The following is a 26,673-nucleotide window of genomic DNA, read 5'->3' on the forward strand; positions in this document are numbered from 1 at the left end:
TTATCTTTTAAATACATGATCAAAAATGACATCATCTGGAGGTACACGTCATGAGTTTTCCAATCGTACGCCATCGTCGGCTGCGTCAAAATGCCGGCATTCGCAGCATGGTCCGCGAGACCGTGCTTCATACGGAGGATCTGGTTCAGCCGATCTTCGTTACCTATGGCAGTGGTGTGAAATCCGAAATTTCCTCCATGCCGGGCGTCTATCATTTTTCGCTCGACACCTTGAAAGAGGAAGTAGACGAAATCGTAAGTCTAGGCATTCCTGCTGTGCTCCTGTTCGGAATTCCCGAGACGAAAGACAGCGTGGGCACATCCGGTTTTGCGGATGACGGGATTGTCCAGGAGGCTACCCGTCTCATCAAGTCGTGGCATCCCGACCTTCTGGTGATTGCTGATACGTGCCTGTGCGAATTTACCGACCACGGCCACTGCGGCATGGTGCATACCTTCGAGCGCGACGGTCACACCTGCGGCGACGTCTTGAACGACGAGTCGCTGGAGCTGCTCGTTCGCACAGCGGTATCCCAGGCGAAAGCGGGAGCCGATATCATCGCACCTTCCAATATGATGGACGGTTTTGTCCAAGCTATTCGTTCCGGACTTGATAAAGCCGGGTTTTATAACGTGCCGATTATGTCTTACTCGGTCAAGTACGCTTCGGCCTTTTACGGACCCTTCCGTGAAGCCGCCGATTCTGCTCCGCAGTTCGGCGACCGTAAAACCTATCAGATGGATCCAGCCAATGTGAGAGAGGCGCTTCGCGAGGCGGAGACGGACGTGCTGGAAGGCGCCGATATGCTGATGGTGAAGCCGGCGATGGCCTACCTGGACGTTGTCAGATTGCTGAGAGACCAGTTTGATCTGCCGATTGTCGCTTACAACGTGAGTGGTGAGTATTCCATGATTAAGGCGGCTGCTCAGCAGGGATGGATCAGTGAGCAGGCGATTGTGATGGAACTGCTGACCGGGATGAAGCGTGCCGGTGCGGACATTATCATTACGTATTTCTCGAAGGATGCAGCAGGGTGGATGCGCAGCAAGTAACCATTAACGACGAAAGAGTTAGGAGTGCATAGTATGAGCCAAGAGTTGCGGAAAGAAGAATTATCGCGTTCTGCTTTCGAAGAAGCGAAGTTATATATTCCCGGCGGTGTCAACAGTCCGGTACGTGCGTTTAAGTCTGTGGGATTAACGCCGATTTATATCGATCGCGGAGAAGGCAGCCGCGTATATGATATCGATGGCAACAGCTTTATCGATTACGTAGGTTCCTGGGGACCGCTGATTATGGGCCACGCACACCCTGAGGTCGTTGAAGCGCTTCAGGAGACGGCTGCCAAGGGAACCAGCTTCGGTGCGCCAACCCTATTGGAAACGAAGATGGCGAAACTCGTCTGCGAGCGCGTGCCGTCGATCGAGGTCGTGCGGATGGTGAATTCCGGTACGGAAGCTACCATGAGCGCTATCCGCCTCGCGCGCGGTTATACCGGACGCAGCAAAATCATCAAATTCGAGGGCTCCTATCACGGTCACGCCGACAGCCTTCTGATCAAGGCGGGATCGGGGATCGCAACGCTTGGGCTTCCCGATAGTCCGGGTGTCCCTGAAAGCGTGGCTTCCAACACCATTGCGGTTCCTTATAACGACCTGGAGTCGGTACAGCTTGCCTTTGAGCGGTTCGGCGAAGAAATTGCAGCGGTGATTGTAGAGCCCGTGGCCGGCAATATGGGGGTGGTCCCTCCGCAGCCAGGATTCCTGGAAGGTCTCCGCAAGGTCACTTCCGATTATGGCAGCGTGCTTATTTTCGACGAGGTGATGACCGGATTCCGCGTTGATCTGAACTGCGCGCAAGGACGTTATGGCGTAACGCCGGATTTGACATGCCTTGGCAAGGTAATCGGCGGCGGTCTGCCGGTCGGTGCTTATGGAGGCAAGCGTGAGCTGATGGATCAGATTGCTCCGGCAGGGCCGATCTATCAAGCAGGAACGTTAAGCGGAAATCCGCTCGCCATGGCGGCCGGCTACACCACCCTGAAGCTGTTGACGCCTGCTGTTTATGAACAGCTGGAGGAACGGGGAGTCCGCCTTCAGGCAGGATTTGAGCGTAACGCTCAAGAATTCGGTATCCCGCTTACGATCAATCGGATCGGGTCCATGGTATGTCCTTTCTTCACGAATACGCCGGTCGTCAATTTCGATACGGCCAAGACTAGTGATCTGGATCGTTTCCGTCGATATTTTGCAGCGATGGTGCAAGAGGGAGTCAGCGTACCTCCTTCCCAGTTCGAGGGCATGTTCATCTCGGGAGCTCATACGGTGGAAGATATCGATGCTACCATCGAAGCTAACTACAACGCCTTCAAGAGCCTATGAGCTATGGGGGCAATTGGAGCAAACGCGGCGAATGGCTGGAGATGACGCCGGGCAAGGCGCTGCTTAGTCAGCCGGATCGGAACGAGGCCGCTGCCAAGTGGCTTATGGAAACGGTCGGTATGCCCGAGAAGCTGTATCGCAAGCTTCATCATGAACAGGGGATACAATGGAGAGGGGACCGGCTTCGGCTGGTCCTTTTTCCTTATCGGGATTACGGCATTGAACCGAGATGGCAGGAGCTTGATGTATTGTACGAGGACGATTTCTGCCTGGTCGTGAACAAACCGGCCGGCATGGCGGTCCATCCGGACAACGAGAGCCGGGAGACGACACTGAATCATGTGGTAGCCGCATATTACGAAGCCGAAGGAATTCATACGGCAGTCCGGCATATTCATCGGCTGGATAAGGATACAACCGGTCCCGTGCTGTACGCCAAGAATGAATATGCGCAGCTCAAGCTTGACGAGAACATGCGGGAGAAGAAGATCGTCCGGATGTACGCGGCTATCGTTCAGGGAAGGGTCTCGCAGGATCTGAGGAGAATTGATCTGCCGATAGGCAAAGACCGCTATCATGCAAGCCGCCGGAGGGTGTCATTAACCGGGCAGGCTGCGATCACGCATATTCTCTCATCTGAGGTGTATCCCAAAGCCAGCCTGCTGCAAATTCGCCTGGAAACCGGCCGTACGCATCAGATCCGGGTGCATCTAAGTCATATGGGACATCCTCTTCTGGGAGATTCCTTGTACGGAGGACCAGGGGTGTTTCCGCGCCAAGCGCTGCATGGCGAGCGTCTGTTGTTTACTCATCCTCTCTCGGGTGAGAGGATTGAGGTGAATGCGCCTTGGCCTCAGGATATGATGGAGTTAAGAGAGCGGATCATAGAGGCATCTGACCGATAAGAAATACTTGCAAAATCCTGAATGAACCTGTAACTTTCACGCACAAATCGCAAAAAAGTCATGCTCTCCTATTTTCGGCATATAGATAAATTGAGTGGCAAAACTTAGGCTCATGCCGTGATAACAGATCACGGATAGTATATGCCAAAAAGGAGGACATTCCCGTGTTTGACCAGTCCTACGGATTGCGGTTCGATATTTACGAGCGTATTAATTTAACGGAAGATTTGCCGGGAATCGAAGAATTGGAAGAGGCGGAGTTGATCCCGCATATTCAGGTGATCAGCCAGCAGGACCAGGCCACGCTTCGGGGTCATCTGCTTCTTGCAGGCCTGTATAAAGGTGACACCGAAGCAGGAGAGACGGAGCCGCTCGAACACTGGATTCCGGTCGAAATCACGGTCCCGCTGAACCGGGTATCATCATTGGATGACATCGCCGTCGAGATCGAGAATTTTGACGTGGATTTGTTATCCAAGCGCAGCTTGAACATTACGGGGGTTCTGTCGCTCAAAGGAATTCAGGCGGCAGCTCCGGGAGCCCGTGACCAAGTATGGGCCAATGAGGAATTCACAGTGGTACATGCTCCTGAAGCGAATGATTTTTATTCGAACGGAGAGCAGCAGTTCGCAGCCAACCCGTATGACCAGCTTCATGGCGGTGGTGCTCATGCAGATGCTAACTCGGGTTCACCTTCTTTCTTCAACGAAACTCAGCCCAAAGCCCAAGAGTTAGAGACGGATGCGCGCACACAGCAGTATCTGGCATCCTGGGCACAGTATGAGAACCAAACACGGGATTCACAGGACTCTGACAGCAGCGTAAGCATCTCCAGTGCTCCTGAAGCCCGGGATACGGTCGAATATGCCTTACATAACGAGACGGAAGCTCAGGCAGCTGAGCCGTCGATTCCAAGTGTATGGCAATTCGAACGGGCTGCCGCCGAGCCGGATCCGGAACCGGAAGATCCAGCAGCCGGTTTCCCGGGTGTCGTTGAGCGTAAGGGCGAAGAAGTTGAAGCCGTACCGGTACTGGAATCATCGGTAACGGAGGAGATCCAGCCTGTTTTTGCTGAGGAAGCAGTGCCTTCGGAGAATATGGATGATATAACGGAGGAGGTTTCCGTTAAAGCCGAAGAGGTTCCGACCAAGCCGGAGTTAAAGGTGGCCTTCAACACGAAGAACAGCAGCACAAACAGCACATCGGGCGTAGGCTTCTCTTCTTTGCTTCAATCGAGCAGAACGGTCCAGGATCAGGAGCAAGCTGCTCGAGACGAGGAAGAGGCAATCGAAGAATCGGTGGATTCAGCATCGGCCGAGGATGTGGAATGGAAGAGTCTGTTCCTGGGCAACCGCCGCGAGGAAACGCCGTTCCGCAAGGTTCGGATGTGCATTGTTCAGCGTGAGGAGACACTCGACGTGATAGCCGAGCGTTATCAACTGACGCCGCGAGAGCTTTTGTTATACAACCGCATGTCCGAGCAGAATGTGGAAGAAGGCCAGGTATTATACATTCCCCAGTAATCGGCCGGGAGCCATCGCGTAAGAACCAGCAGGTCAAGGTAGGAAATCCTTGGCCTGCTTTTTGTTTGGCGGGGATTTGGTTAGGAGAAGAGAGGGATGGGACGAGCTGGGGCGTCTTTTTACAACGTATAAGATTTATTAGGATCGACAGGTATGATGTCTAGATCGTTCGGAAACACTCGAAATATTGACTATATGCAACAACCACGGTATATTTGAATAGAATATGTACAGGTATTTCATAAGCTAGAACAACGTTGAACGGGAAGAGTAGGAAGGTATGGCCTTCAGAGAGCGGAATTGCTATCAAGCGCTGTGAGATTCCGCAGGAACCAGCTTGCCGAAGTCGCCCCGGAGTTGCGGACTTGAGATAGAGTAGGGATTGATTGCTACCCTGGTTAGAGTTCGCCGGCCGCAGCCGTTATCTGTGTAAAGTGTCGTGCTTGATCGTAAGCCTTTCATGTTCTTCATGGGAGGACACGATGGATGAATCATGTAAGCACGAAACAAAGGTGGTACCGCGAGAGAACAGTCTTTCGTCCTTTGAGGACGAAGGGCTTTTTTTGTTTCACGCCAACTATGATATCCATGCCACGCCCGGAGGCTAAAACATTTCGGGTTGGCAAAACTGATTAACAGTATCGGAGGTACGAAAATATGGATCAAAAACAAAACCAATCCCAGTTAGAAATGCCGACGACGTATGATCCGAAGGCAGCCGAACAAAAATGGTATCCGTATTGGAAGGAAGGCGGCTTTTTTGAAGCCGGCAAACGACGGGACGCGGAGCCTTACACGATTGTTATTCCTCCTCCTAACGTTACGGGCATGCTCCATATCGGCCATGCGCTTGACTTTACGCTGCAGGACATCCTGATTCGCGTGAAGCGGATGCAGGGCTACGATGCGCTGTGGCTCCCCGGCTCCGACCATGCGGGCATCGCCACGCAAACCAAGGTCGAACAGAAGCTTCGCGAAGAAGGCGTTACCCGATACGATCTGGGACGTGAACAATTCCTAGAGAAAGTGTGGGAATGGAAAGATCTATATGCGAATACGATTCGTGACCAATGGTCCAAGATCGGCCTGTCCCTTGATTACTCCAGAGAACGTTTCACGCTCGACGAGGGGTTATCGGAAGCGGTTCGGGAAGTATTCGTCAAGCTCTACGATAAAGGGCTCATCTACCGCGGAAAACGCATCATCAACTGGGACCCGGCTGCCCGCACGGCTTTGTCCGATATTGAAGTGGAGTACAAAGAGGTCAACGGCCATTTGTATCACCTGCAATATCCGCTGAAGGACGGCAGCGGCTCCATTACCGTAGCAACGACCCGTCCGGAGACCATGCTCGGCGATACGGCCGTCGCCGTTCATCCGGAAGACGAGCGCTATAAAGACATGATCGGCAAGACATTGGTGCTGCCTATCGTAGGCCGCGAGATTCCGGTTATTGCCGATGAGTATGTGGAGAAGGATTTCGGCAGCGGAGCGGTTAAAATTACGCCGGCGCATGATCCGAATGACTTCGAGATGGGTCTGAGACATGACCTGCCGCAAATCACCGTAATGGATGAATCCGGGACGATGAATGAGTTTGCCGGCAAGTACCAAGGTCTTGACCGGAGCGAATGCCGCAAGCAGATCGTAAACGATATGAAGGAATCTGGCGTACTGCTCCGCATCGAAGATCATGTCCATCAGGTTGGCCATAGCGAAAGATCCGGCGCAGTGGTCGAGCCTTATCTGTCCACGCAATGGTTCGTTAAGATGCAGCCGCTTGCGGAAGCAGCCGTGGATGCGCAGAAATCCGGCAAGGGCGTTAACTTCGTGCCTGACCGGTTCGAGAGAACCTACCTGCACTGGATGGAGAATGTTCGCGATTGGTGTATTTCTCGTCAATTGTGGTGGGGCCACCGGATTCCGGCTTGGTATTCCGAATCCACGGGCGAAGTGGTTGTTGCCATGAATGAAGAGGAAGCGCGCGCGAAGCTGGGCAAGGACGATCTGAGACAAGATGAGGATGTGCTGGATACCTGGTTCAGCTCCGCATTATGGCCGTTCTCGACCATGGGCTGGCCGAATCTGGACAGCGAGGATTTCAAACGTTATTATCCGACCAGCGTTCTCGTAACGGGTTATGATATTATTCCGTTCTGGGTATCGCGGATGATTTTCCAAGGGCTTGAATTTACGGATCAAATGCCGTTCAAAGATACGCTTATCCATGGTCTGGTCCGGGATAGCGAAGGCCGCAAGATGTCCAAGTCGCTCGGCAACGGTATCGACCCGCTCGAGGTTATTGAACAGTATGGCGCAGATGCCATGCGTTATATGATATCGACCGGCAGTACGCCGGGCCAGGATCTTCGTTTCCGCTGGGAACGCGTGGAGCAAGCGCGTAACTTCGCGAACAAGATCTGGAATGCATCACGCTTTGCGCTCATGAACCTGGAGGGCTTCACGGCGGCGGATATCGACATTTCCGGAGAGCTGGGGACGGCCGACCGGTGGATTTTACACCGTCTGAACGAAACTTCCCGCGACATTACGCGTCTAATTGATGCCTACGAATTTGGCGAAACCGGTCGACTGCTCTACAATTTCATCTGGGATGATCTGTGCGACTGGTATATTGAGTTTGCCAAGCTGTCCCTGTATGGCGAGGATCAAGCGGCCAAGAAAAAGACGCAGTCGGTGCTTGCCTATGTACTGGACCGCACGATGCGTTTGATCCATCCGTTCATGCCGTTCATCTCCGAAGAGATCTGGCAGCATTTGCCGCATGAAGGCGAGACGGTAATGTTGGCTTCATGGCCGACCTATGACGAGGCATTTGAGAATACGGAAGCCGTTACCGAAATGAACCTGCTGATGGATGTCATCCGAGCTGTACGAAACATCCGGGCGGAAGTAAACGTACCGATGAGCAAAAAAGTGGAACTGCAATTGAAGCCGGTAAGCGGGCAAATTGCCAGCATTATCGATCGCAATGCGGATTATATTCGCCGCTTCTGCAACACGTCGGAATATCAGTCCTCCCTTGCGCTTGAGGCGCCGGATAAGGCGATGACCGCTGTGGTTACAGGTGTTGAAATGTATCTGCCGCTTGCCGGGTTGATCGATATCGCTCAGGAGATCACACGTCTGGAGAAGGAAATTCAGCACTTGAACAGCGAAGTCGAGCGTGTGGAGAAGAAGCTGAACAATCCTGGTTTCGTATCGAAAGCACCGGAAAAGGTGATTGAAGAAGAACGGGCGAAGCTTGCGGATTACTCGGACAAACGCAGTAAAGTGATCGCGCGCATCGAAGAATTGAGAGGCTGAGGGCAAGATGAATCTGGACCAGAAGGTGAGAACGATGGTTGATCATTCGGCAGCAGCAGCTGCAGCTCCGTTCCATACCTATGAAGAAGCGGTAGCTTGGATCAACGGGCTGATTCCGTTTGGAATCCGCCCCGGCATGGATAGAATTCAGCGATTGATGGAGCTGCTGGGCCATCCGGAACGGCGGTTGAAATTTATTCACGTGGCCGGAACGAATGGAAAGGGCTCCACATGCGCTTTTTTAACAAAGGTTCTGCTTCAAGGGGGATTCACGGTTGGCACCTATACGTCCCCCTATATTACGAAGTTTACCAATCGGTTTCAGTATAACGGTGAAGACATACCGGAAGAGACGCTGCTGGCGCTCGCGAATCGCTTAGAACCGCTTGTTGCCGAAGTTGCGAGCTCCGGGCTCGGATCACCAACGATGTTTGAGGTGTCCACCGCCCTAGCGATCCTGTATTATGGCGAGGTATCTTATCCGGACGTGGTGGTGTGGGAGACGGGACTTGGCGGTCGCCTTGACGTGACCAATATCGTTCATCCCATCATTTCGGTGATCACGAATATCGGAATGGACCATACCGACGTTCTGGGTGATACCATTCAGGAGATCGCGACGGAGAAGGCCGGCATTATCAAGCCCGGAGTCCCTGTGGTGAGCACGGTAACTCAGCCTGAGGCTGTCGAAATTCTGAAACAGACGGTAGAAAAAAAACGCACAAGTTTGTATCTCGTAGATGAACAATTCTCCTATGAGCGGTTGCGTGGGGACGAAGAAAGCCAGACTTTCCGTTTTAAGGGTCCTTTCCGGGACATGGATCTGGACATCTCAATGCAGGGCGAGCACCAATGTGCCAATGCCGCGCTTGCCATGATGACGCTGGAAGTGCTTCGCCAGTACATGGCTTTTATCGTGGATGAAGAAGAATTGCGTACAGGGTTTAAGGATACTTTCTGGGCGGGAAGACTGGAACAAGTGCAGTCCTCCCCGCGGATTGTTCTCGATGGTGCGCACAACCCCGAAGGGGCTGAAACCTTGGCCAAAAGCTTGCCGCAGATCTATAAGTATCGGAAACTGAACTTAATGATGGGAATGCTGGCAAATAAGCATCATGAATCGTATTTGCAGCATATACTGCCAATAGTGGATACGCTTATCCTGACTGAACCGGATTTCCGGAAGAAACTGGACGCCAAGGCGCTTGGTGACATCGTAGAGCAGGTAAGGGAGAAATACGCCAAACATACACTGCAAATCATCATAGAACCAAATTGGAAAAACGCACTTGAAGAGTTGAAGTCACGGACGGAAGCGGAGGATCTTGGGGTGGTGTCGGGCACGTTGTACCTGATTGCCGACGTGCGTTCCAACCTCCTGGGCCTTTCCGATTCTGAAAAAGGTTGGTGATATCTGTTGAATACATCGGAACATGTTCATTTTATAGGAATTGGCGGCTACGGGATGAGCGCCATTGCAAGAGTTATGCTGGAGATGGGTTATAAAGTCACGGGTTCTGACGTGGCATCGCAAGAATTGACAGAAAAGCTGGCGGCCAAGGGCGCCAAAATATACATCGGACATACTGCCGAGCAAGTCCAGGGCGCTGACCTTGTGGTTTACTCCACGGCATTGTCCAGAGACAACGTGGAGCGGGTCGAAGCAGAGAAGCTGAACATTCCTGTCCTTCACCGTGCGCAGATGCTGGCACGTCTTTTGAACGAACGCAAAGGCGTCGCCGTAGCGGGTGCGCATGGCAAGACAACCACTTCATCCATGATTGCGCTCGTGATGGAAGAATGCGGCGTCGATCCAACATTTATCATCGGCGGGGAAATTATGAACGTTGGCACGAATGCCAAAGCCGGTGAAGGTGAGCATGTGGTGGCCGAAGCTGACGAGAGCGACGGTTCATTCCTGCAATACCATCCATGGCTGGGCGTTGTTCTGAATATCGAAGCCGATCACTTGGAGAATTACGATGGGGATTTCAATCGTCTTAAGGCGGCCTACGTACAATTCCTCAGCCAGATCAAGGCAGACGGTACGGCCGTGGTTTGCGCGGACGATAACAACATCCAGGCTATTTTGCCTGACCTAAAATGCAGTGTGACCACATACGGCATTCATGCGGATGCGGAGTATACGGCAACGAATCTGGTGCTCGGCGACCGTCACGTCAGCTTCAAGATGCTTCATAACGGCATGGAGCTGGGTACCGTGGAACTATCCGTACCGGGGAAACACAATGTCTACAACGCAATGGCTACGGTGATATGCTGCTTGAAAGGCGGAATCTCGTTTGAAGCGATTGTCGAGGCCATTGTCAAGTTCAACGGAGCTAAGCGCCGCTTCCAGGTGCTGGGCGAAGCAGAAGGTATTCTGGTCATTGACGACTATGCGCATCATCCGACGGAGATCGAGGCTACGATCAGTGCCGCTAAAGCTACAGGCAAACGGATTATCGCCGTATTCCAGCCGCAGCGGTATTCGAGAACCTTTTTCCTTCTGGATGCGTTTAGCCGCGCGTTCGGGGAAGCCGATGAGGTGATCATCACCGATATTTATTCGCCTGCCGGCGAGAAGCAGATCGAGGGTATCAGTTCCGGTAAGCTGGTGGAGTTGATTGTCCAGAACAGCAATGCCGGTGCCCGCTATTTGCCTACCAAAGAAGATGTCCTGAACGATCTCAAGGGTCGTGTAAAAGAAGGCGATCTGGTCCTCACGATGGGGGCGGGCGATATTTGGAAAGTCGGTGCTGCTTTAGCAGAGTCTATTAAAGGCAAGAAGTAAATGGATTGCGCGTATGCTTTGCTGCTTCGCTGCAGCAGGGGATCGCATGGGCTTTTGTCTTTCGGACGGAGGAAAAGCAAGCGGAATCGATAAGTATAAAACAGGCTGATCAAGATGCTTTCTTGATCAGCCTGTTTGTTTTGTTTTTCGCACACTCATAAGTTGCCAAGCTTGATCATATAGCTAGGTGTAGAAGGACAAGTGAGGTGTGTGTGGATATGAATAAAGCAAGGATGACGATTCGTTTCGATCATGATCCGCGAAAAGACAGTCGCAAGGATCAACTGCGTGAGGAACGGGATTCGTATCAAAAAGTTTCAGTAAGACGCAATGGCCAAGTCGATGACGGCAATCTCGTATTCGACGAGTTGGACACAACGGCAGATCGGTTTACCGATGCGGGCACTTCGTTCGAGCATAGGAACAGCATGCAACATGATCATCTGCGCGTTGTTTCTCCGCTCCGGGATGAGGGGGACATCCGGGATATGGACGGTCATGAGTGGGGAACATCGCGTCAAAACCGGTCCAGGGGGCGATTAGCTGAGGAAAGACGGCGTCTGGATCATGTCCACAATGACGGGGCGTTCGGTGACGGGTTTGATCATACCGATACATATGACGATTTACGTGAGCGTGAGGATCTCTACGATCTTCATGATGACGGGTATTCCGGAAAAATGGACCCCGAAGCGAATGACTCCAACTGGAATCTCGGTCCCGGGTCGGCTCTATATGAATCATCTGCTGATGATTACAGTTATTATCGCTCTCGCAAACCTACCTCCTTCTGGAAAATGGCTGTGTCCGTGACAGCGGCGGTTGTTACGGGGTTGCTGTTTGGGTATATGGTGCTGTCTATGTTTAACGGCGGTAATGCAGGCGAGGATCCTGCGTCGGGGCAGCTTGAAAGCCATGATGCAGTTAATCAAGCACCGGCTGATTCATCCGGGGGAAAGGGAGTTTCACTCGCACCCGATTTAACGGAATCGACGGTACGCATTCCGGGCCAAGTCTTTTATATGCTTCAGTACGGTGTGTTCAGCACGCCGGAACGGGCAGATCAGGCCAAAGGGGAGCTGCTGCAGTCCGGTATTGCCGCCGGCGGAGATTTGGATGAGGAGAACCGGGTGTATGCGGGCATATCACCGGATCGCGAGCAGGCCAAGCTGCTCAGCAATCAGTTAAAGGCCGAAGGCGTCGAATTATACGTGAGAGAAATCGCGCTGCCTGGTATAGAGTCAGCTGCCTTTGCGGGCGAGGAGCAGACGCTGACGGACTATTTTACGATAAGCGGGCAGCTCGTATCAGAGTTGAGTACGCTGTCGGCATCGCTGCTGGGGAAGCAGGAGGCGGGCGCGGTGGCGTCAGAGAACATGGCTACGATCACAGATTTGCACCAGCAGTGGATCCAATCGATGAAGCTGCTGTCCGCCGGCTTGGGTCCGGAGACCGGGGCAGTGCTGCCGGCGATGGAGCAATCCATGAACAGTTCAATCACAGCGCTCTCCGAATATAACAAAAATCAATCCAAGGGGCATTTGTGGGAGATTCAAACGGGCATGATGAACTATGTCATGGGCCAAAAGAAACTCCTGGATGGCCTATAAATTCAAATTTACGTCAAATCCGGCTCGGAACTGGAAATAGTTCCCCCTGCCGGATTTCTGTTTGTATTGCTTATCGATTCACCGTATAATAATTAGGGTGTCAAAATATGGCGAGGGAAGAGGATGCATGAAGAAAAACAAAGGAATGCTCATCTTGTTTTTGCTGCTGGGGTGGCTGACGGGAACATGGCTGGCCAAGGCGCTTCAACCTGTTAAGGCTTTGTCGTTTTTAACGTCGACTACACCGATTAAGTGGTCGCCTCGAGCTGATTTTGACATTATTCGTTATGACATTAACCTTGAACTTAACTTTTGCCTGCTCAGTCTGCTTGGCATTATAGCAGCGCTTTGGTTATACCGCAGGCTCTAAGACATGACAAAGGAGATTATCCCCCTTGAATGAGAAGAGAAACCGCCGTATCATATTGGCCTCCACCTCTCCTCGGCGTCAGGAATTGATTGCCTCCCTTCGTATCCCATTCGAGATTATGCCTAGTGAAGCTGACGAGGACACCCCGCAAGGGTGGTCGCCAGAGCGAATTGTGGAGTCACTGGCACTACGTAAAGCGGAAGCGGTTCTCCGAAAGCTGACGGATGATCCGGGAGATGGTATCATTGTGGGAAGCGACACGATTGTAGTTGTAGATGATCATGTCCTCGGGAAACCGGAGGATCATGCTGACGCGGCAAGGATGTTGTCCATGCTTCAAGGACGGGCTCACCTCGTGTACACGGGCGTGGCTTGTGTCGACCGGGAATCTGGTCGTACCAAGGTCGCTCACCGTGTGACAACCGTAAAGATGAAATCGTTAAGTGATGATGCGATCGCGGCTTATGTAAAGAGCGGGGAACCTGCTGACAAAGCAGGCTCGTATGCGATTCAAGGCTTGGGTGCAACCATCGTGGAAGGAATCGAAGGCGACTATTTTAACGTTGTCGGCCTGCCGCTTTCTCTGCTGTCGGACATGCTGTCTGAAATGGGGATGGATGTACTCACCGATTCATAGATATAGAACAACGGCATGCGAAATGTAGGAGTATCCTGAAGTTTCGGTGACCTGCTGATTTAAATCTTAGAAAAGAGGGGAATATATGGAGTCGCCAACGCTATTGCTGCGCGACATCCCCCATGATGAACGACCAAGAGAGCGCATGATGCAATATGGGGCGAGCGCTTTAAGCCATGCAGAATTGCTGGCGATATTGCTTCGGACCGGAACCCGCCAGGAATCTGCCGTACATATAGCCCAGCGTCTGCTGGGGGAAGCAGGCGGCATCCGGCAGCTCGTTGATCTTAGCATTGAGGAAATTACGAAAATCAAAGGAATTGGAACCGCTAAGGCTGTTCAGCTGAAGGCTGGCATCGAGCTTGGACGGCGCTTAGCCGCATCGAGACATGTAGAGCCGGTTATTATTCGCAGTCCGCATGACGCGGCAGAACTGCTCAGTGAACAGATGCGCTATTTACAGAAAGAGCATTTTGTCTGTGTATTTTTAAATACGAAAAATCATGTCATTGCCCAGGAAACGTTATCGATGGGAAGCCTTAATGCTTCTATCGTTCATCCCCGCGAGGTGTTCAGAGCGGCCATCAAATGCAGCAGTGCATCTCTGGTGTGCGCGCATAACCATCCTAGCGGAGATCCGACGCCCAGCCCGGAAGACATATCGCTGACTGCACGTTTAGTGGAGGCAGGACAGATTGTCGGGATCGACGTGCTGGATCATCTGATCATCGGGGACGGATCGTTTGTAAGTTTGAAGGAACGGGGCTTGATGTAATATAATAGTTCAGATTGACGAAGAAAGGGAGATACATCATGTTAGGTGGTTTTACGAAAGATTTGGGAATCGATTTGGGGACGGCAAATACGCTGGTTTATGTTCGTGGGAAAGGAATTGTCGTAAGAGAGCCATCCGTGGTTGCTCTGCGTACAGATACGAAGAGCATTGAAGCCGTCGGAGAATCGGCTAAGAAAATGATTGGACGCACACCAGGCAATATTCGTGCCATTCGTCCGATGAAAGACGGCGTCATCGCTGATTTTGATACAACAGCTACGATGATTAAATACTTTATTCGTCAAGCGCAGAAGCAACGCTCCATATTCCCGCGCCATCCGAACGTGATGGTATGTGTACCTTCCGGCATTACGGCGGTAGAGCAGCGTGCGGTTGAAGATGCTACCAAGCAAGCCGGTGCACGCGAAGCTTATACGATCGAGGAACCTTTTGCAGCTGCGATCGGTGCTGATTTGCCCGTGTGGGAACCTACAGGCAGTATGGTTGTTGATATCGGTGGAGGTACCACTGAAGTAGCTGTCATTTCACTTGGCGGTATTGTAACCAGCCGCTCTGTACGCGTTGCGGGCGATGAGATGGATGAGTCTATCATTTCCTATATCAAACGCCAGTATAACTTGATGATCGGTGAGCGCACATCCGAGCTGCTCAAGATGGAAGTCGGTTCCGCCATGCCGCTGGAGACCGTGGAAACGATGGAAATTCGCGGCCGTGACTTGGTGACGGGGCTGCCGAAGACAATCACCATTACTTCGGATGAGATTAGCGAAGCGTTGGCAGATACCATTAATGCGATTGTTGAGGCGGTAAAGGTTACGCTTGAGAAATGTCCTCCGGAGCTTGCTGCGGATATTATGGACCGGGGCATCGTGCTTACGGGAGGCGGCGCATTGCTTCGCAACCTGGACAAGCTGCTCGCCGAAGAGACCGGCATGCCGGTAATCGTTGCAGAGAATCCGCTGGATTGCGTGGCCATTGGCACAGGTAAGGCGCTCGAGAACATTCACTTGTTTAAATCCCGGAGCAGCTCTGCCGTCCGTTCCAAACGGTAGAAACCAAAATAGAAGTGTAAACCCCTAATGTTGGGAGAGAAAACAGTAAGTTAGAGGGTGTTGCAACTGTTTAAGCTGCTAGGTAATAAGCGTTTGTTTATTATGCTCATCGGGCTGGTAGCGTTTATCGCTATTATGGGGTTTACGCTCGGCCCGAGAGCTTCTTTATCTTGGCCTGAAAAATTTGTCAAAGATACGGTCGGTTTTGTGCAAAGTGTGTTTTATAAGCCCGCTGCCTATATAGCGGGTTTCTTTGAAGATGTGCGGAACATGAAGGAAATCTATGAAGAGAATGAGGAGCTGCGTAGAGCGGTAGCCCAATATTCTCGTGAGAGTGCTAATTACAATAGCATGAAAGCTAATTTCGAAGCGCTGACGGAACAACTTCATTTTACAGAAAACCAGAAAAATCGTGACAAATATGAGTATCGTACTGCCCAGGTGCTTAGCGTCAACTCGGATCCGAATAACCGGACCCTTGTCGTCGATCTGGGCGAGCGCGATGGGGTTCGACCCAATATGTCGGTCACGACAGTGGACGGCATGGTCGGCATCATTAGCAGCGTGAGCAATTTCACCTCAACGGTGAAGCTGTTGACAACGATGGATGCCCAGGATCCGAATCCGCAGCCGATTTCGGTAACGGCCATCGGGAAAGAGGATAAAACGTTTGGCGTCGTCGAGAGCTACGATGAGAAGACCAACACGCTGCTCATGACGCGGATTACGGAAGATGATCCGATCAAGAAAGGCGATAAAATCATTTCATCCGGTGCCGGAGGCGTTATACCACAGGGCTTGATTATTGGTAAGGTGAAGAGTGTTCAGGTAAGCCAATACGGTCAAAGCAGAACGGCTACGATCGAACCGGCTGCCAAGTTTGATGATTGGAAGTATCTGATCATCGTCTTTACGCCTGAGGAGCCGAAATAAGATGGCACGTAAACAGATTCTGGTCTTGTTGCTGTTCGTGCTGTTTATCCTGCAGGGCACGGTGGTTTTCTGGTTAACGCCAAGCTCGCTGCAGCTTCAGATTTACCCTAATTTCGTGTTGGTGTGCTTGTTTTTTGTATCGATTTATTATCATCGCCATACAGGGCTGGTGCTCGGACTCCTATTTGGCATGCTTCACGATATCGTGTATTACGGCGAGATGATTGGCACTTATTCGTTTGCTATGGGCGTATCCGCATATTTGGTGGGGCTTGTCTTCAAGTCCCCGCGGGCGCCGCTGCCCATGATGATGACCATTGTCATTCTGGGGAGCTTGTTGTTTGACAGTACGCTTTTTGGCATATATAAGGTGTTTCGACTCAATCCGACTTCTTATAATTGGTCACTGCTTCATCATATGCTACCCAATCTCCTTGTTCATTTTGCCTTTGCTCTGGCGATTTACGTTCCTCTTCGCAAGCAGATTGAGTTGGTTACGAAGAATCAGAGAAGGAAGGCATCCTGAACCCTCCAATATGACATTTTACTAGACTAGCAGGAACTTGAAGGTTTGAGCGCGAAATGTATAGGGATGGGAGGGACAGGCTTATGGCTGTAAAATCCAATCATGTGACGATTAAGGGCATCAAAGATGGCCTGGTATTCCTGCTTGATGACCAGTGTGAGCTGGAGGAGCTGCTCAGCGAGCTGCGCTATAAGCTGGAGCACAGTCATCAGAATATTTTGACCGGCCCCATCATTCATGTGGATGTGAAGCTGGGTTCCCGGAAAATTTCCGAAGAAGAGAAGCAGACGATTCTTGACATATTGAAGCAAAAGGGCAACCTGCTGATACGTAATGTGGAATCGCCGCCGCTTGAGTCCGAGCTCATACCAGAGGAGAAGCTTACGCTTAAGACAGGGATGGTGCGTTCCGGACAGGTGCTGCATCATGACGGCGATCTTTTGTTCCTCGGCGATGTGAATCCCGGCGGAACCATAACGTGCACCGGCGATATCTACATATTGGGAGCTCTGCGCGGAACCGCGCACGCCGGTGTAGAGGGAAACGAGGAAGCGATTATAGCGGCTTCGTATTTTGCCCCTACCCAGCTCCGTATCTCCCAGATGATCAGCAGGCCGCCGGATGAATGGGAGACGCGGGAAACGGTCATGGAGTTTGCGTATTTGAAGGACGGAAGCATGGAGATCGATAAGATCAGCAACATCTCGCGTTTGGGTCGGGATTTTAATGTGTTTAAAGGGGTGTAGAACATGGGAGAGGCAATCGTCGTAACTTCAGGTAAAGGCGGAGTCGGTAAAACGACGACATCGGCGAACATCGGCACAGCTTTGGCACTGCTCGGAAAAAAAGTGTGTCTGGTTGATACGGACATCGGTCTTCGTAATTTGGATGTCGTGATGGGCCTGGAAAACCGGATTATATACGATTTGTGCGACGTTGCAGAAGGGCGATGCCGACTTAACCAGGCGCTGATCAAGGACAAGCGCTTCGATGAGCTGTATATGCTTCCTGCAGCCCAGACCAAAGACAAGAATGCCGTTTCTCCAGAGCAGGTAAAAGATATCGTGCTTGAATTGAAAAAGGAATTCGAATACGTCATTATCGATTGTCCGGCTGGAATCGAGCAAGGATTTAAGAATGCCATTGCCGGTGCAGATAAAGCGATTGTGGTTACAACGCCCGAGAATGCGGCCGTGCGGGATGCGGATCGGATTATTGGCTTGCTGGAAAGCTCTCATGTAGAGTCTCCGAAGCTCGTAGTAAACCGGATTCGCCCGAACATGGTGAAATCCGGCGACATGCTGGAGATTGAAGATGTGCTGCAGGTGCTGAATATTGATCTGATCGGTATCGTGCCAGATGATGAAATGGTCATTAAAGCGGCCAACATTGGGGAGCCTACGGTGATGAATCCAGACTCTCAGGCAGCCATCGCCTATAGAAACATCGCCCGTCGTATCCTGGGTGATACCGTTCCTCTGATGCAAATCCATCAGAAAAAAGGAATGTTCACCAAATTCAAAAAGTTTTTTGGAATGGGTTAAAGGCTTTTAACAAAGAACCGGTGCCGGTAGGCAGCGGTTTTTTTGTACACTTACTCAACGCGGTTCTGATCTGCATACATTCTGTTCACCTCTTCAATAGGGCTTGTTCTAAATATCTTTCATCTCCTCATAGGATAGAGTAAGAAAACAAGCCCCAAGGGGGAAAGAACAATGGACATCAAAACTTCAGTCAAGAACCGAAGAGAAGCCCGTATTCGCGAGCTGCTGGAAGGGGAACAGTCACCGACGCCGCATGATAAGTCGTCATGGGCCCCCGTTCCCGAGAGAAAGGCTGCCCATCTTAATCTTCAACAGACAGGCTTCATACAGGATCACAGAACGAACCCATCCCCGCGTCTTGCAGAGAGTGAACCGGATCCCGAGCGGCTTTGGAAGCAAGGCCACCGCGGTTGGTATGGCACGCTGGATCCAGGTGATCCAGGAGAACCGCCACCAAGAAAAGCCTCGTTCCTGTCGGGCTTAGTGCGCCGCATCATCGTCAGCGCGCTGGTGTTTGGATTGGCATGGGGAGTATTTTCGTTTCAGCAGCCGTGGGCTCTTCGTACGCAAGCTTTTATTGTTGAAGGGTTGAGCCACGAGATGGATTTCCAGGCAGCCCAGGTATGGTACGAGGAGCATTTTGGAAGCGCGCCTTCCTTTATTCCGATTTTTGGACAAACTGACGAGCACTCAACGAAGGTGAATGCCGGGACTTCTTTAGTGCCTCCGCTTTCCGGAAAGGTGGTCCAATCCTTTGCCGTGGATCTTAAAGGCATCGTTTTGGAAGCCGGAGGGGGTTCTTTAGCAGACCGAGCGGTTAAGAGTATAGAGACCGGACGCGTGCTCGAGGTTAAAGAGCATCCTGAGAATGGGATCACCATTCACATACAGCATACAGGAGAGAGAACGGGGATATACAGCAGGCTGGCAGAAACGGGACTTAAGGTAAACGATTGGGTTCAAGGCGGAGATATTATCGGCACATTGGCATCTTCAGGCACAGGCAGCCCGCCTTCTCTTTATTTCGAACTGAAAGAGGGGGATCGAGGTGTCGATCCGGCGGAAGTGATTCCGTTTGATTAAGTTTAAGGGAACGGTATTGTCGCTGCATCCTCTCTTTGTTATTGTCATGCTGGCCTCTGTATTCACCGGTCGCTTTTTAGAATTGCTGACCCTGTTTATTATCGTGTTTATTCATGAATTGGGACACGCCGCCGCAGCGGCAGCGATGGGGTTCAAGGTACGAGCCATTCAGATGCTGCCGTTCGGCGGCGTTGCTGTCATTGAAGATGACGGCAGGATGACCGCAATGAAGGAAATCATCATTGCGCTTGCGGGTCCGCTGCAAAATGTCATCATGATAGGCATTACTCTGGCGTGCAGATGGGCGGGGTGGGGAGACGAGCAGCTGCTATCCTATATCATTCAGGGGAATCTCGTCATTGCACTGTTTAACCTGCTTCCGATTCTGCCGCTGGACGGCGGCAAAGTGCTGCAGGCCGTCATCAGCCTGCTCGCCCCTTATCATGCGACCTTGCTGTGGGCTTCCCGTGCAGGCATTTTGTGCAGTTTGATCATGATCGGGTATGGCTTGCAGCCGTTATTCTCCGGCGGCGGTATTCGTTTAAATGTGCTGATGATCGGCCTCTTTTTAGCGTATTCCAATTTTGAAGACTACCGGAATGTGCATTACCGGTTCTTAAGATTTCTGGTCAATCGGAGCGAGATATATGAACGGAATTTGGATGGACTTGGTCCTGCCCAGCCAATCGTTGCAGATTCTTCGAAACCTTTGGATGATATCATGCGTCTATTTAAACGAGAGAAGTATCATCTGATTTATGTCATGAGCGGACGAGGCAGCCTGCTTGCCGTCGTTCCGGAGCAGCATGTGATTTCTTCTTATTTTGCATCAAATGGTCCGCCCTGGTATGCGTAAATCGTAGACACCATGAGGAAGACGCAGGGCGGGCCATGATTCTTTATCCATTCATATCATCTGAGATTGTGTTAGGATAAAAAAATAGAATATCGTCTTCCATTTGAGGGGTGAAGCCATGAGGCAAATGATAGTTCATTGTGAGCATGAGACCATTCAGATGGCCCTCATCGAAGATGGGAGGTTAGCAGAATTCGCCGTCGAGCGTAGTCGTGAGCAAAGTGTAGTCGGTAGTTTTTATAAGGGCAGGGTCGTTAATGTGCTGCCGGGGATGCAGGCGGCTTTTGTAGATATCGGGCTGAAAAAGAATGCATTTTTATATATTGATGATGTGCTCCATCCTCATTTAGAGAAGCAGCCTAAGCAGAAGCCGTCCATCTCGATGTTGCTAACGGTAGGCCAGGAACTGATCGTGCAAGTAATGAAGGAACCGAGAGGTGGCAAGGGGGCACGGGTCACTACCCATTTTTCGCTTCCTGGCAGATGCATGGTGTACATGCCGACTGCGGATTATGTTGCCGTCTCCAAGAAAATCGGACGTGATGCGGAAAGAGCAAGGCTGAAGAGTATCGGCGAGCAGCTCCGCACAGACGAAGAGGGAATTATTATCCGAACCGTATCGGAGGACGAGCCTCTAGAATTCCTTAAGGGAGATCTTGAGTATCTGCGAAAAGAGTGGGCACGAATTCTCGACAAGGCCGAATCTTCTCCTGCTCCGACGCTTCTTCATCGCGATTTAGGTCTGCTGCAGCGATTTCTCCGCGATGCCTTTGATCCGCTTCATGACGAACTTGTGATCGACAGCAAGCTTAAAGGCGAGGAAACCAAGAGCTATCTGAAGGAAACCGTTCCTGGTATGGAGCCAAAGGTTACATATTACTCGGAAGGAAGTCCGATTTTTCAAGCTTACGGGTTGGACGAGCAGATGAGAGCCGGCTTTGCAAGGAAAATCACGCTTCCCGAGGGTGTAACCATCGTTGTAGATCAGACGGAAGCCATGACCGTCATGGACGTGAACACAGCCAAATATATCGGTGGGGATAATTTCGAGGAAACGGTACTGAGGACAAACCTTCTGGCGGCGCAGCAGATTGCGAGAATCCTGCGGCTCTGGGATATCGGAGGCATTATCATCGTGGATTTCATCGATATGGATCGTGAAGAGCACCGGGAGCAGGTTGTTTCTGCCATGGAGACTGTGATGCGCAAGGACCGCACCAAGAGCTTTGTGGTGGGTTGGACCAAGCTGGGACTGCTGGAAATGACCCGCAAAAAAGCCAGAGAGAGCTCTTCGCTCCCATTTGCCAAGCCTTGCGGAGCTTGCGGGGGCAGAGGCGTTGTTATCGAACAATAATGTTGACGATGAACATGCAATATGATATTATCATTGGGTATGTGTCTAGTGATGGTTTGCTGCACATGCTGTAACCGCTCCGGTTGGGTTAGCAAGGACGTTCCTGTTCGGGACGGACACCTTGAACTAGGCGAGTCTGAGACATAGGGAGGTGCAAGCAAATGTACGCTATTATCGAAACAGGTGGTAAACAATACAAAGTTCAAGAGGGCGACGTATTGTTCATCGAGAAGCTGACTGCAGGTGACGGCGAGAGCGTGACTTTCGACCGTGTACTGGCCGTATCCAAAGAGGACGGGTTGGTAGCAGGTACGCCGGTTGTTTCCGGTGCAACTGTAACTGCAAAGGTAGAGAAGCACGGTAAAGGCCGTAAGGTCGTTGTATACAAATACAAGCCGAAGAAGAACTACCACAAGAAGCAAGGTCATCGTCAACCTTACACTAAAGTAACCATCGAGAAAATCCAAGCGTAAGAAGGTGCGGTAATTGATTACTGTACAAGTTCTGCGCGGGAGAGATGGACGAATCCATAGCTTCAAGGTAACGGGACACGCGGGATATGCCAATCCTGGAGAAGATATTGTATGTGCTGGAGTTTCCAGCATTACAGTGGGAACGGTCAATTCCATTGAAGCGTTAACCGGAACCGTTATGGAGACCCGGATGAAGGGCGGCTTTCTTAGCGCGAATCTTCCGCCTACGGCAGACGATTCCGTCTCGGGACAAGTTCAACTGCTTCTCGAATCCATGGTTGTTATGTTACAGGGAATTGCCGATTCGTACGGCAAGTATATAAGAATACAAGAATTGACTACTTGAAGAAGGAGGTAGACAACATGTTGAAATTGGATCTTCAGTTATTCGCATCGAAAAAAGGTGTAGGTTCCACAAAGAACGGTCGCGATAGCCAATCGAAACGTCTTGGTGTGAAACGTGCAGACGGTCAAGCAGTGACTGGCGGCAGCATCTTGGTTCGCCAACGCGGAACGAAAATTCATCCAGGCACGAACGTAGGTATCGGTAAAGACGATACTTTGTTTGCGAAAGTTGACGGCGTTGTGAAATTTGAACGTTGGGGTCGTGATCGCAAGAAAGTGAGCGTCTACCCGGTTGATGTCGCTCCAGTAGCGGCTGCAGTAGAAGCTTAATCGTTTCTTATGCTGCATACAGAAGAAGCCTTTCGGCATCGTTGCCGGGGCTTCTTTTTTTGTAAAATGCGCAAAGATCATCATCCAGGGGATGAACCGTCCTGAAAGTCTATGATATACTGGGATTTGGTGAATGTAACCAATTGCTGTTGAAAGACGAGGAGAAGCGATGAAATCCTGGAAATGGATAGCAGCTGGGGCGGGGTTAACCTCCGTAATACCCGTAGCATGGATGGTATGGAAACCGACTTTGGCTGCAGGAGCAGTGTTAACGGTTTGGGCTGTCGCTGCGTCTGCCTGCGGTGCATGGCTTGTCCGAAAATCGGAGGAGCGCAGGCAGCAAGCCATCATTCGGAATGTGGAGCAGAGGGCGATTCAGATGCTGAATCACCATCGTCATGATTGGATGAATGAGCTTCAAATTTTGTACGGCTACATTCAACTTGGAAAGCTTGATAAAACAGTGGGTTCTGTGGAAAGAATAAAGGACAGGATGGCGACGGAGAGCAGAATCTCGAAGCTGGGCATTCCTTCGCTGGTTTTTTATTTACATTCATACCGCACGTACAGCAACAATCTGCAGCTCGACGTTGAAGTTGTGGACCAGGTGCAACTGGAAGACAAAGTATCGCCACAAACGGCGGAGTCTTTTACCGAAGCCATCATTCAAATGGTGAGAGCCTTTCAATTGAGCGGAAAAGCGTCCTGGGGGGATACCCGGCAATTAACATTAACATTTATGCAGCAAGAACAAGAGCTGATGGTATGGGCACAAGGAGAAGGATCCTTTGGAGACCCGGACAGCTTGAAGCTTCAGATTGAACAATCCGTAAAAGGCGAAGGCATTCGGGTGGAGCAGACGGAGCCGGGGGAGACCTCATATCGTTTGTATTTGCCGTTTGTGACTTGAGGAAGGTGATTTCATGTTTGTAGATAAGGCAAAAGTATATGTAAAAGGCGGAGACGGCGGCGATGGTCTCATTGCGTTCCGTCGAGAGAAATACGTTCCTGAAGGCGGACCTGCCGGCGGTGACGGCGGTAAGGGCGGCGACGTGATTTTCCGGGTGGACGAAGGACTGCGCACGTTGATGGATTTCCGTTACCAGAAGCATTTTAAAGCCAAGCGCGGGGAAAAAGGCCGCAATAAAAGTCAGCATGGCGCCAATGCGGATAGCATGATTGTCCGTATCCCGCCGGGTACCGTCTTAACGGATGATGATACCGGTGAGGTGATTGGCGATTTGACCCGGCACGGTCAACAGGTTGTTGTTGCCAGAGGTGGCCGTGGAGGACGCGGAAATATCCGCTTTGCTACGCCGAACAATCCGGCGCCTGAACTTGCCGAGAACGGCGAGGAAGGCGAAGAGCGTTACGTAACCATGGAACTTAAAGTGATGGCGGATGTAGGTCTCGTCGGGTTCCCAAGCGTAGGCAAATCAACCTTGTTGTCCGTTGTATCTGCGGCTCAGCCGAAGATCGGCGCGTACCACTTTACGACCATAACGCCGAATTTGGGAGTGGTTGAGGTTGGAGACGGGCGCAGTTTCGTCATGGCTGACTTGCCTGGTCTGATTGAGGGTGCTCATGAAGGCGTGGGACTTGGTCACGAATTCCTCCGGCACGTGGAAAGAACACGCGTCATTGTCCATGTTGTGGATATGGCAGGCACGGAAGGAAGGGATCCGTTTGAGGACTGGGAAAAAATCAATGATGAAATCAGGCTTTACAACCCGGTTCTAGTCGAACGGCCGCAAATCGTAGCCGCCAATAAAATGGACATGCCGGAGGCCGAAGAGTATTTAGCGGCCTTCAAAGAGAAGGTGAAAGAGATTCGTCCGGACATCGAGGTGATGCCGATTTCCTCCCTGACTCGACAGGGTATCCAGGAACTTCTTTACCGCACGATCGATGTGCTCGAAAGCATTCCGGATGAGCCGGCCATTGAAGAAGTATCCGAGGTTTCGGAGCGTAAGGTTTATAAATTCAAAGCACAAAACGACAACTCCTTCACCGTCACTAGGGATAATGAGATGTATGTGGTGCATAGCGAGCGAATTGAGCGGATGCTGAAACGGATGCAGATGAATTCGCATGATGCCATTCTGAAGCTTGCAAGAACGATGCGTCATATGGGCATCGATGAAGAGCTTCGGAAACGGGGCGCGACAGAAGGCACCATTGTACGGATTGGCGATTTCGAATTTGAATTTGTTGAAGGCAGCAGCTACTATTGATGCGCAAAAGAAATACATTTTGAAGAAAAATACCGCAAGGTCTGTATAACAGCAGGCTTGGCGGTATTTTTTTTCGTGAATGCAGCTGCATCCCCGTGAATCGATATCACGTAAATATGCGCAGTGGTTTATGGAAGCTGTTGTAAAATTGTTCCTATATCCTTTTTCCATTTAGGTTTCCAAATTTTGCATCCACATATCGGGTAAATCGTATACAATATTAGTACAATAGTCCTTTTCCCTAGACCATCAGGATGGAAGGAACGGCGTAAAAAGGAGTGTAGAACTATGGCTATTATTGAAGTTGTAAAATATGAAGGGCCGCCGGATGTGTTTGCTTGGCGTTATCCGAATCAGGAGTTAGGCACTTGGACTCAGCTTATTGTTCATGAGACACAGGAGGCAATCCTGTATAAGGGCGGTCAGGCCCTGGACTCCTTCTCGGCTGGGCGACATACACTGAGTACGGCGAATATCCCGATTTTATCCAATGTGATCAATATTCCCTTCGGCGGGAAGTCTCCCTTTACGGCAGAAGTCTGGTTTGTGAACAAGCTTCGTTCACTGGACGTGAAATGGGGGACGAGCTCGCCGATCCAGCTGCAAGATCCGAAATACAATATCATCGTATCGGTCCGGGCTTTTGGCCAATTTGGCGTACAGATCAGCGATCCGCGAAAATTTCTGGCAACCATGGTCGGTACGCTGCCGACTTTTGATCAGAGCACACTGATTAAATATTATCGCGGCGTACTGATGTCCAATATTACGGAAATCATATCCTCCTATATCGTTCGCAAAAAAATCAGCGTTGTGGAGATCAATGCTTACATAGCGGAAATATCGAAGCATATCATGGAAGCGATTGCGCCTTCATTTGATGAGATGGGGATCACCCTGCTGAATTTCTATGTGGATTCCATCAACATACCGGAGAATGACCCTGCAGCTGTTCGAATTAAGGAAGCGTTGGCAAAAAAAGCGGAGATGGACATCATCGGATATACCTATCATCAGGAAAGAACCTTTAATACGCTTGAGGGAGCGGCAAAGAATCCCGGCAGCCCGGCAGCGGTCATGGGAACCGGTCTGGGCATGGGACTTGGTATGGTCGGTCCGATGTATGAGACCGCCCGGCATATGTTTGAAAGTTCGGAGGCTCAAGAGAAGAACGATATGCAAATCAAACAGAAGGCATGTACTAAGTGCGGAACACGGAACGGGGAAGAAGCCCGATTCTGTTCCGGATGCGGCCAGTCGCTTCAGGTACAAGCGGAGCACGAACCGGCGAGAACCGTCCGTTGCAACGATTGCGGGCAGCCACTGCCTCCGAATGCCAAGTTTTGCCTTCACTGCGGTGACCCGTACCATGCATGCCCTAAATGTGGCCATGACCACCCGGCCGGTGCCGTCGAATGTCCGGATTGCGGTGCAGCGCTTCCTATGCCTTGCAGGGCATGCGGTGAACTGATGGATGCGGAAGCCAAGTTTTGCCCGCACTGCGGGTCAAGCCATGCGCTTACATGTCCTGGATGTCATCATGAGATCAAACCGGGCCAGAAGTTTTGCATGGAGTGCGGACATAAATTGATGTGAAGTG

25 protein-coding genes and 1 other annotated feature are annotated in these 26,673 nt (G+C 51.1%); all 25 genes read left to right on the plus strand.

The features are described 5' to 3' along the window. Positions 1-50: 50 nt before the first annotated feature. The 25 genes from hemB to PAEVO_RS28405 all read left to right on the plus strand — a co-directional run bounded on the left by hemB (position 51) and on the right by PAEVO_RS28405 (position 26,669). A complete protein-coding gene (gene hemB / locus PAEVO_RS28285) occupies positions 51-1,052 on the plus strand; it encodes a porphobilinogen synthase (protein WP_100540805.1) in 1,002 nt (333 codons plus the stop codon). 33 nt (positions 1,053-1,085) lie between these two features. Further along, positions 1,086-2,381, plus strand: a complete 1,296-nt coding sequence (gene hemL, locus PAEVO_RS28290) for a glutamate-1-semialdehyde 2,1-aminomutase (RefSeq protein ID WP_100540806.1) — start codon at positions 1,086-1,088, stop codon at positions 2,379-2,381. Further along, entirely contained in the window at positions 2,378-3,286 is a 909-nt protein-coding gene (locus tag PAEVO_RS28295) for an RluA family pseudouridine synthase (protein ID WP_100540807.1), read from the plus strand. The genes hemL and PAEVO_RS28295 overlap by 4 nt, the downstream gene beginning before the upstream one ends. Positions 3,287-3,450: 164 nt before the next feature. Beyond that, positions 3,451-4,809 carry a LysM peptidoglycan-binding domain-containing protein gene (locus tag PAEVO_RS28300; protein ID WP_100540808.1) on the plus strand — a complete coding sequence of 453 codons (1,359 nt, stop codon included), beginning with the start codon at positions 3,451-3,453 and terminating at the stop codon, positions 4,807-4,809. 248 nt (positions 4,810-5,057) lie between these two features. Further along, positions 5,058-5,356: a binding site (T-box leader), on the plus strand. Between the two features lie 110 nt (positions 5,357-5,466). Next, the gene (locus PAEVO_RS28305) at positions 5,467-8,136 is read left to right on the plus strand and encodes a valine--tRNA ligase (RefSeq protein WP_100540809.1); all 2,670 of its coding nucleotides are present in this window, start codon (positions 5,467-5,469) and stop codon (positions 8,134-8,136) included. Positions 8,137-8,143: 7 nt separating this feature from the next. Then, positions 8,144-9,547: a bifunctional folylpolyglutamate synthase/dihydrofolate synthase gene (locus PAEVO_RS28310; RefSeq protein WP_100540810.1), complete on the plus strand. Its 1,404-nt coding sequence runs from the start codon at positions 8,144-8,146 to the stop codon at positions 9,545-9,547. Between the two features lie 6 nt (positions 9,548-9,553). Then, positions 9,554-10,930: a UDP-N-acetylmuramate--L-alanine ligase gene (murC, locus tag PAEVO_RS28315; RefSeq protein WP_100540811.1), complete on the plus strand. Its 1,377-nt coding sequence runs from the start codon at positions 9,554-9,556 to the stop codon at positions 10,928-10,930. A 218-nt stretch (positions 10,931-11,148) separates the two neighbouring features. Then, positions 11,149-12,540 (plus strand): SPOR domain-containing protein, encoded by a 1,392-nt coding sequence (locus PAEVO_RS28320; protein WP_100540812.1) that lies wholly within the window; start codon positions 11,149-11,151, stop codon positions 12,538-12,540. A gap of 127 nt (positions 12,541-12,667) precedes the next feature. Beyond that, entirely contained in the window at positions 12,668-12,910 is a 243-nt protein-coding gene (locus PAEVO_RS28325) for a DUF4321 domain-containing protein (protein ID WP_076323127.1), read from the plus strand. Between the two features lie 25 nt (positions 12,911-12,935). Further along, complete coding sequence (locus PAEVO_RS28330; protein WP_098742542.1) at positions 12,936-13,547, plus strand: Maf family protein; 612 nt, start codon at positions 12,936-12,938, stop codon at positions 13,545-13,547. 85 nt (positions 13,548-13,632) lie between these two features. Continuing rightward, on the plus strand, positions 13,633-14,322 hold the full coding sequence (gene radC, locus PAEVO_RS28335) for a RadC family protein (protein WP_100540813.1): 690 nt from the start codon (positions 13,633-13,635) through the stop codon (positions 14,320-14,322). A 38-nt stretch (positions 14,323-14,360) separates the two neighbouring features. Continuing rightward, complete coding sequence (locus PAEVO_RS28340; protein ID WP_009593998.1) at positions 14,361-15,395, plus strand: rod shape-determining protein; 1,035 nt, start codon at positions 14,361-14,363, stop codon at positions 15,393-15,395. A 57-nt stretch (positions 15,396-15,452) separates the two neighbouring features. Further along, a complete protein-coding gene (mreC, locus tag PAEVO_RS28345) occupies positions 15,453-16,328 on the plus strand; it encodes a rod shape-determining protein MreC (protein WP_100540814.1) in 876 nt (291 codons plus the stop codon). 1 nt (position 16,329) lies between these two features. Then, positions 16,330-16,854 (plus strand): rod shape-determining protein MreD, encoded by a 525-nt coding sequence (gene mreD / locus PAEVO_RS28350; RefSeq protein WP_071223411.1) that lies wholly within the window; start codon positions 16,330-16,332, stop codon positions 16,852-16,854. 83 nt (positions 16,855-16,937) lie between these two features. Further along, positions 16,938-17,600 (plus strand): septum site-determining protein MinC, encoded by a 663-nt coding sequence (locus PAEVO_RS28355; protein WP_100540815.1) that lies wholly within the window; start codon positions 16,938-16,940, stop codon positions 17,598-17,600. A 3-nt stretch (positions 17,601-17,603) separates the two neighbouring features. Continuing rightward, positions 17,604-18,398, plus strand: a complete 795-nt coding sequence (gene minD / locus PAEVO_RS28360) for a septum site-determining protein MinD (RefSeq protein ID WP_009594006.1) — start codon at positions 17,604-17,606, stop codon at positions 18,396-18,398. A gap of 171 nt (positions 18,399-18,569) precedes the next feature. Further along, positions 18,570-19,481 carry a M23 family metallopeptidase gene (locus tag PAEVO_RS28365; protein ID WP_100540816.1) on the plus strand — a complete coding sequence of 304 codons (912 nt, stop codon included), beginning with the start codon at positions 18,570-18,572 and terminating at the stop codon, positions 19,479-19,481. Further along, positions 19,474-20,337, plus strand: a complete 864-nt coding sequence (locus PAEVO_RS28370) for a M50 family metallopeptidase (RefSeq protein WP_100540817.1) — start codon at positions 19,474-19,476, stop codon at positions 20,335-20,337. Before PAEVO_RS28365 ends, PAEVO_RS28370 begins: the two co-directional genes overlap by 8 nt. 118 nt (positions 20,338-20,455) lie before the next feature. Further along, entirely contained in the window at positions 20,456-21,691 is a 1,236-nt protein-coding gene (locus tag PAEVO_RS28375) for an Rne/Rng family ribonuclease (protein WP_100540818.1), read from the plus strand. Between the two features lie 161 nt (positions 21,692-21,852). Then, positions 21,853-22,164: a 50S ribosomal protein L21 gene (gene rplU, locus PAEVO_RS28380; RefSeq protein WP_006208810.1), complete on the plus strand. Its 312-nt coding sequence runs from the start codon at positions 21,853-21,855 to the stop codon at positions 22,162-22,164. Positions 22,165-22,177: 13 nt separating this feature from the next. After that, on the plus strand, positions 22,178-22,510 hold the full coding sequence (locus PAEVO_RS28385) for a ribosomal-processing cysteine protease Prp (protein WP_100540819.1): 333 nt from the start codon (positions 22,178-22,180) through the stop codon (positions 22,508-22,510). A gap of 17 nt (positions 22,511-22,527) precedes the next feature. Beyond that, positions 22,528-22,839, plus strand: a complete 312-nt coding sequence (gene rpmA / locus PAEVO_RS28390) for a 50S ribosomal protein L27 (RefSeq protein ID WP_071223405.1) — start codon at positions 22,528-22,530, stop codon at positions 22,837-22,839. Between the two features lie 169 nt (positions 22,840-23,008). Beyond that, on the plus strand, positions 23,009-23,749 hold the full coding sequence (locus PAEVO_RS34540) for a Spo0B domain-containing protein (RefSeq protein WP_243390967.1): 741 nt from the start codon (positions 23,009-23,011) through the stop codon (positions 23,747-23,749). Positions 23,750-23,762: 13 nt separating this feature from the next. Then, complete coding sequence (gene obgE, locus PAEVO_RS28400) at positions 23,763-25,073, plus strand: GTPase ObgE (RefSeq protein ID WP_100540820.1); 1,311 nt, start codon at positions 23,763-23,765, stop codon at positions 25,071-25,073. A gap of 288 nt (positions 25,074-25,361) precedes the next feature. Next, the gene (locus PAEVO_RS28405) at positions 25,362-26,669 is read left to right on the plus strand and encodes an SPFH domain-containing protein (RefSeq protein ID WP_100540821.1); all 1,308 of its coding nucleotides are present in this window, start codon (positions 25,362-25,364) and stop codon (positions 26,667-26,669) included. The last annotated feature ends 4 nt before the right edge of the window (positions 26,670-26,673 follow it).

It is taken from the genome of Paenibacillus sp. GM2FR (assembly GCF_002803325.1).
GTDB classification, from domain to species: Bacteria; Bacillota; Bacilli; order Paenibacillales; family Paenibacillaceae; genus Paenibacillus_AQ; species Paenibacillus_AQ lautus.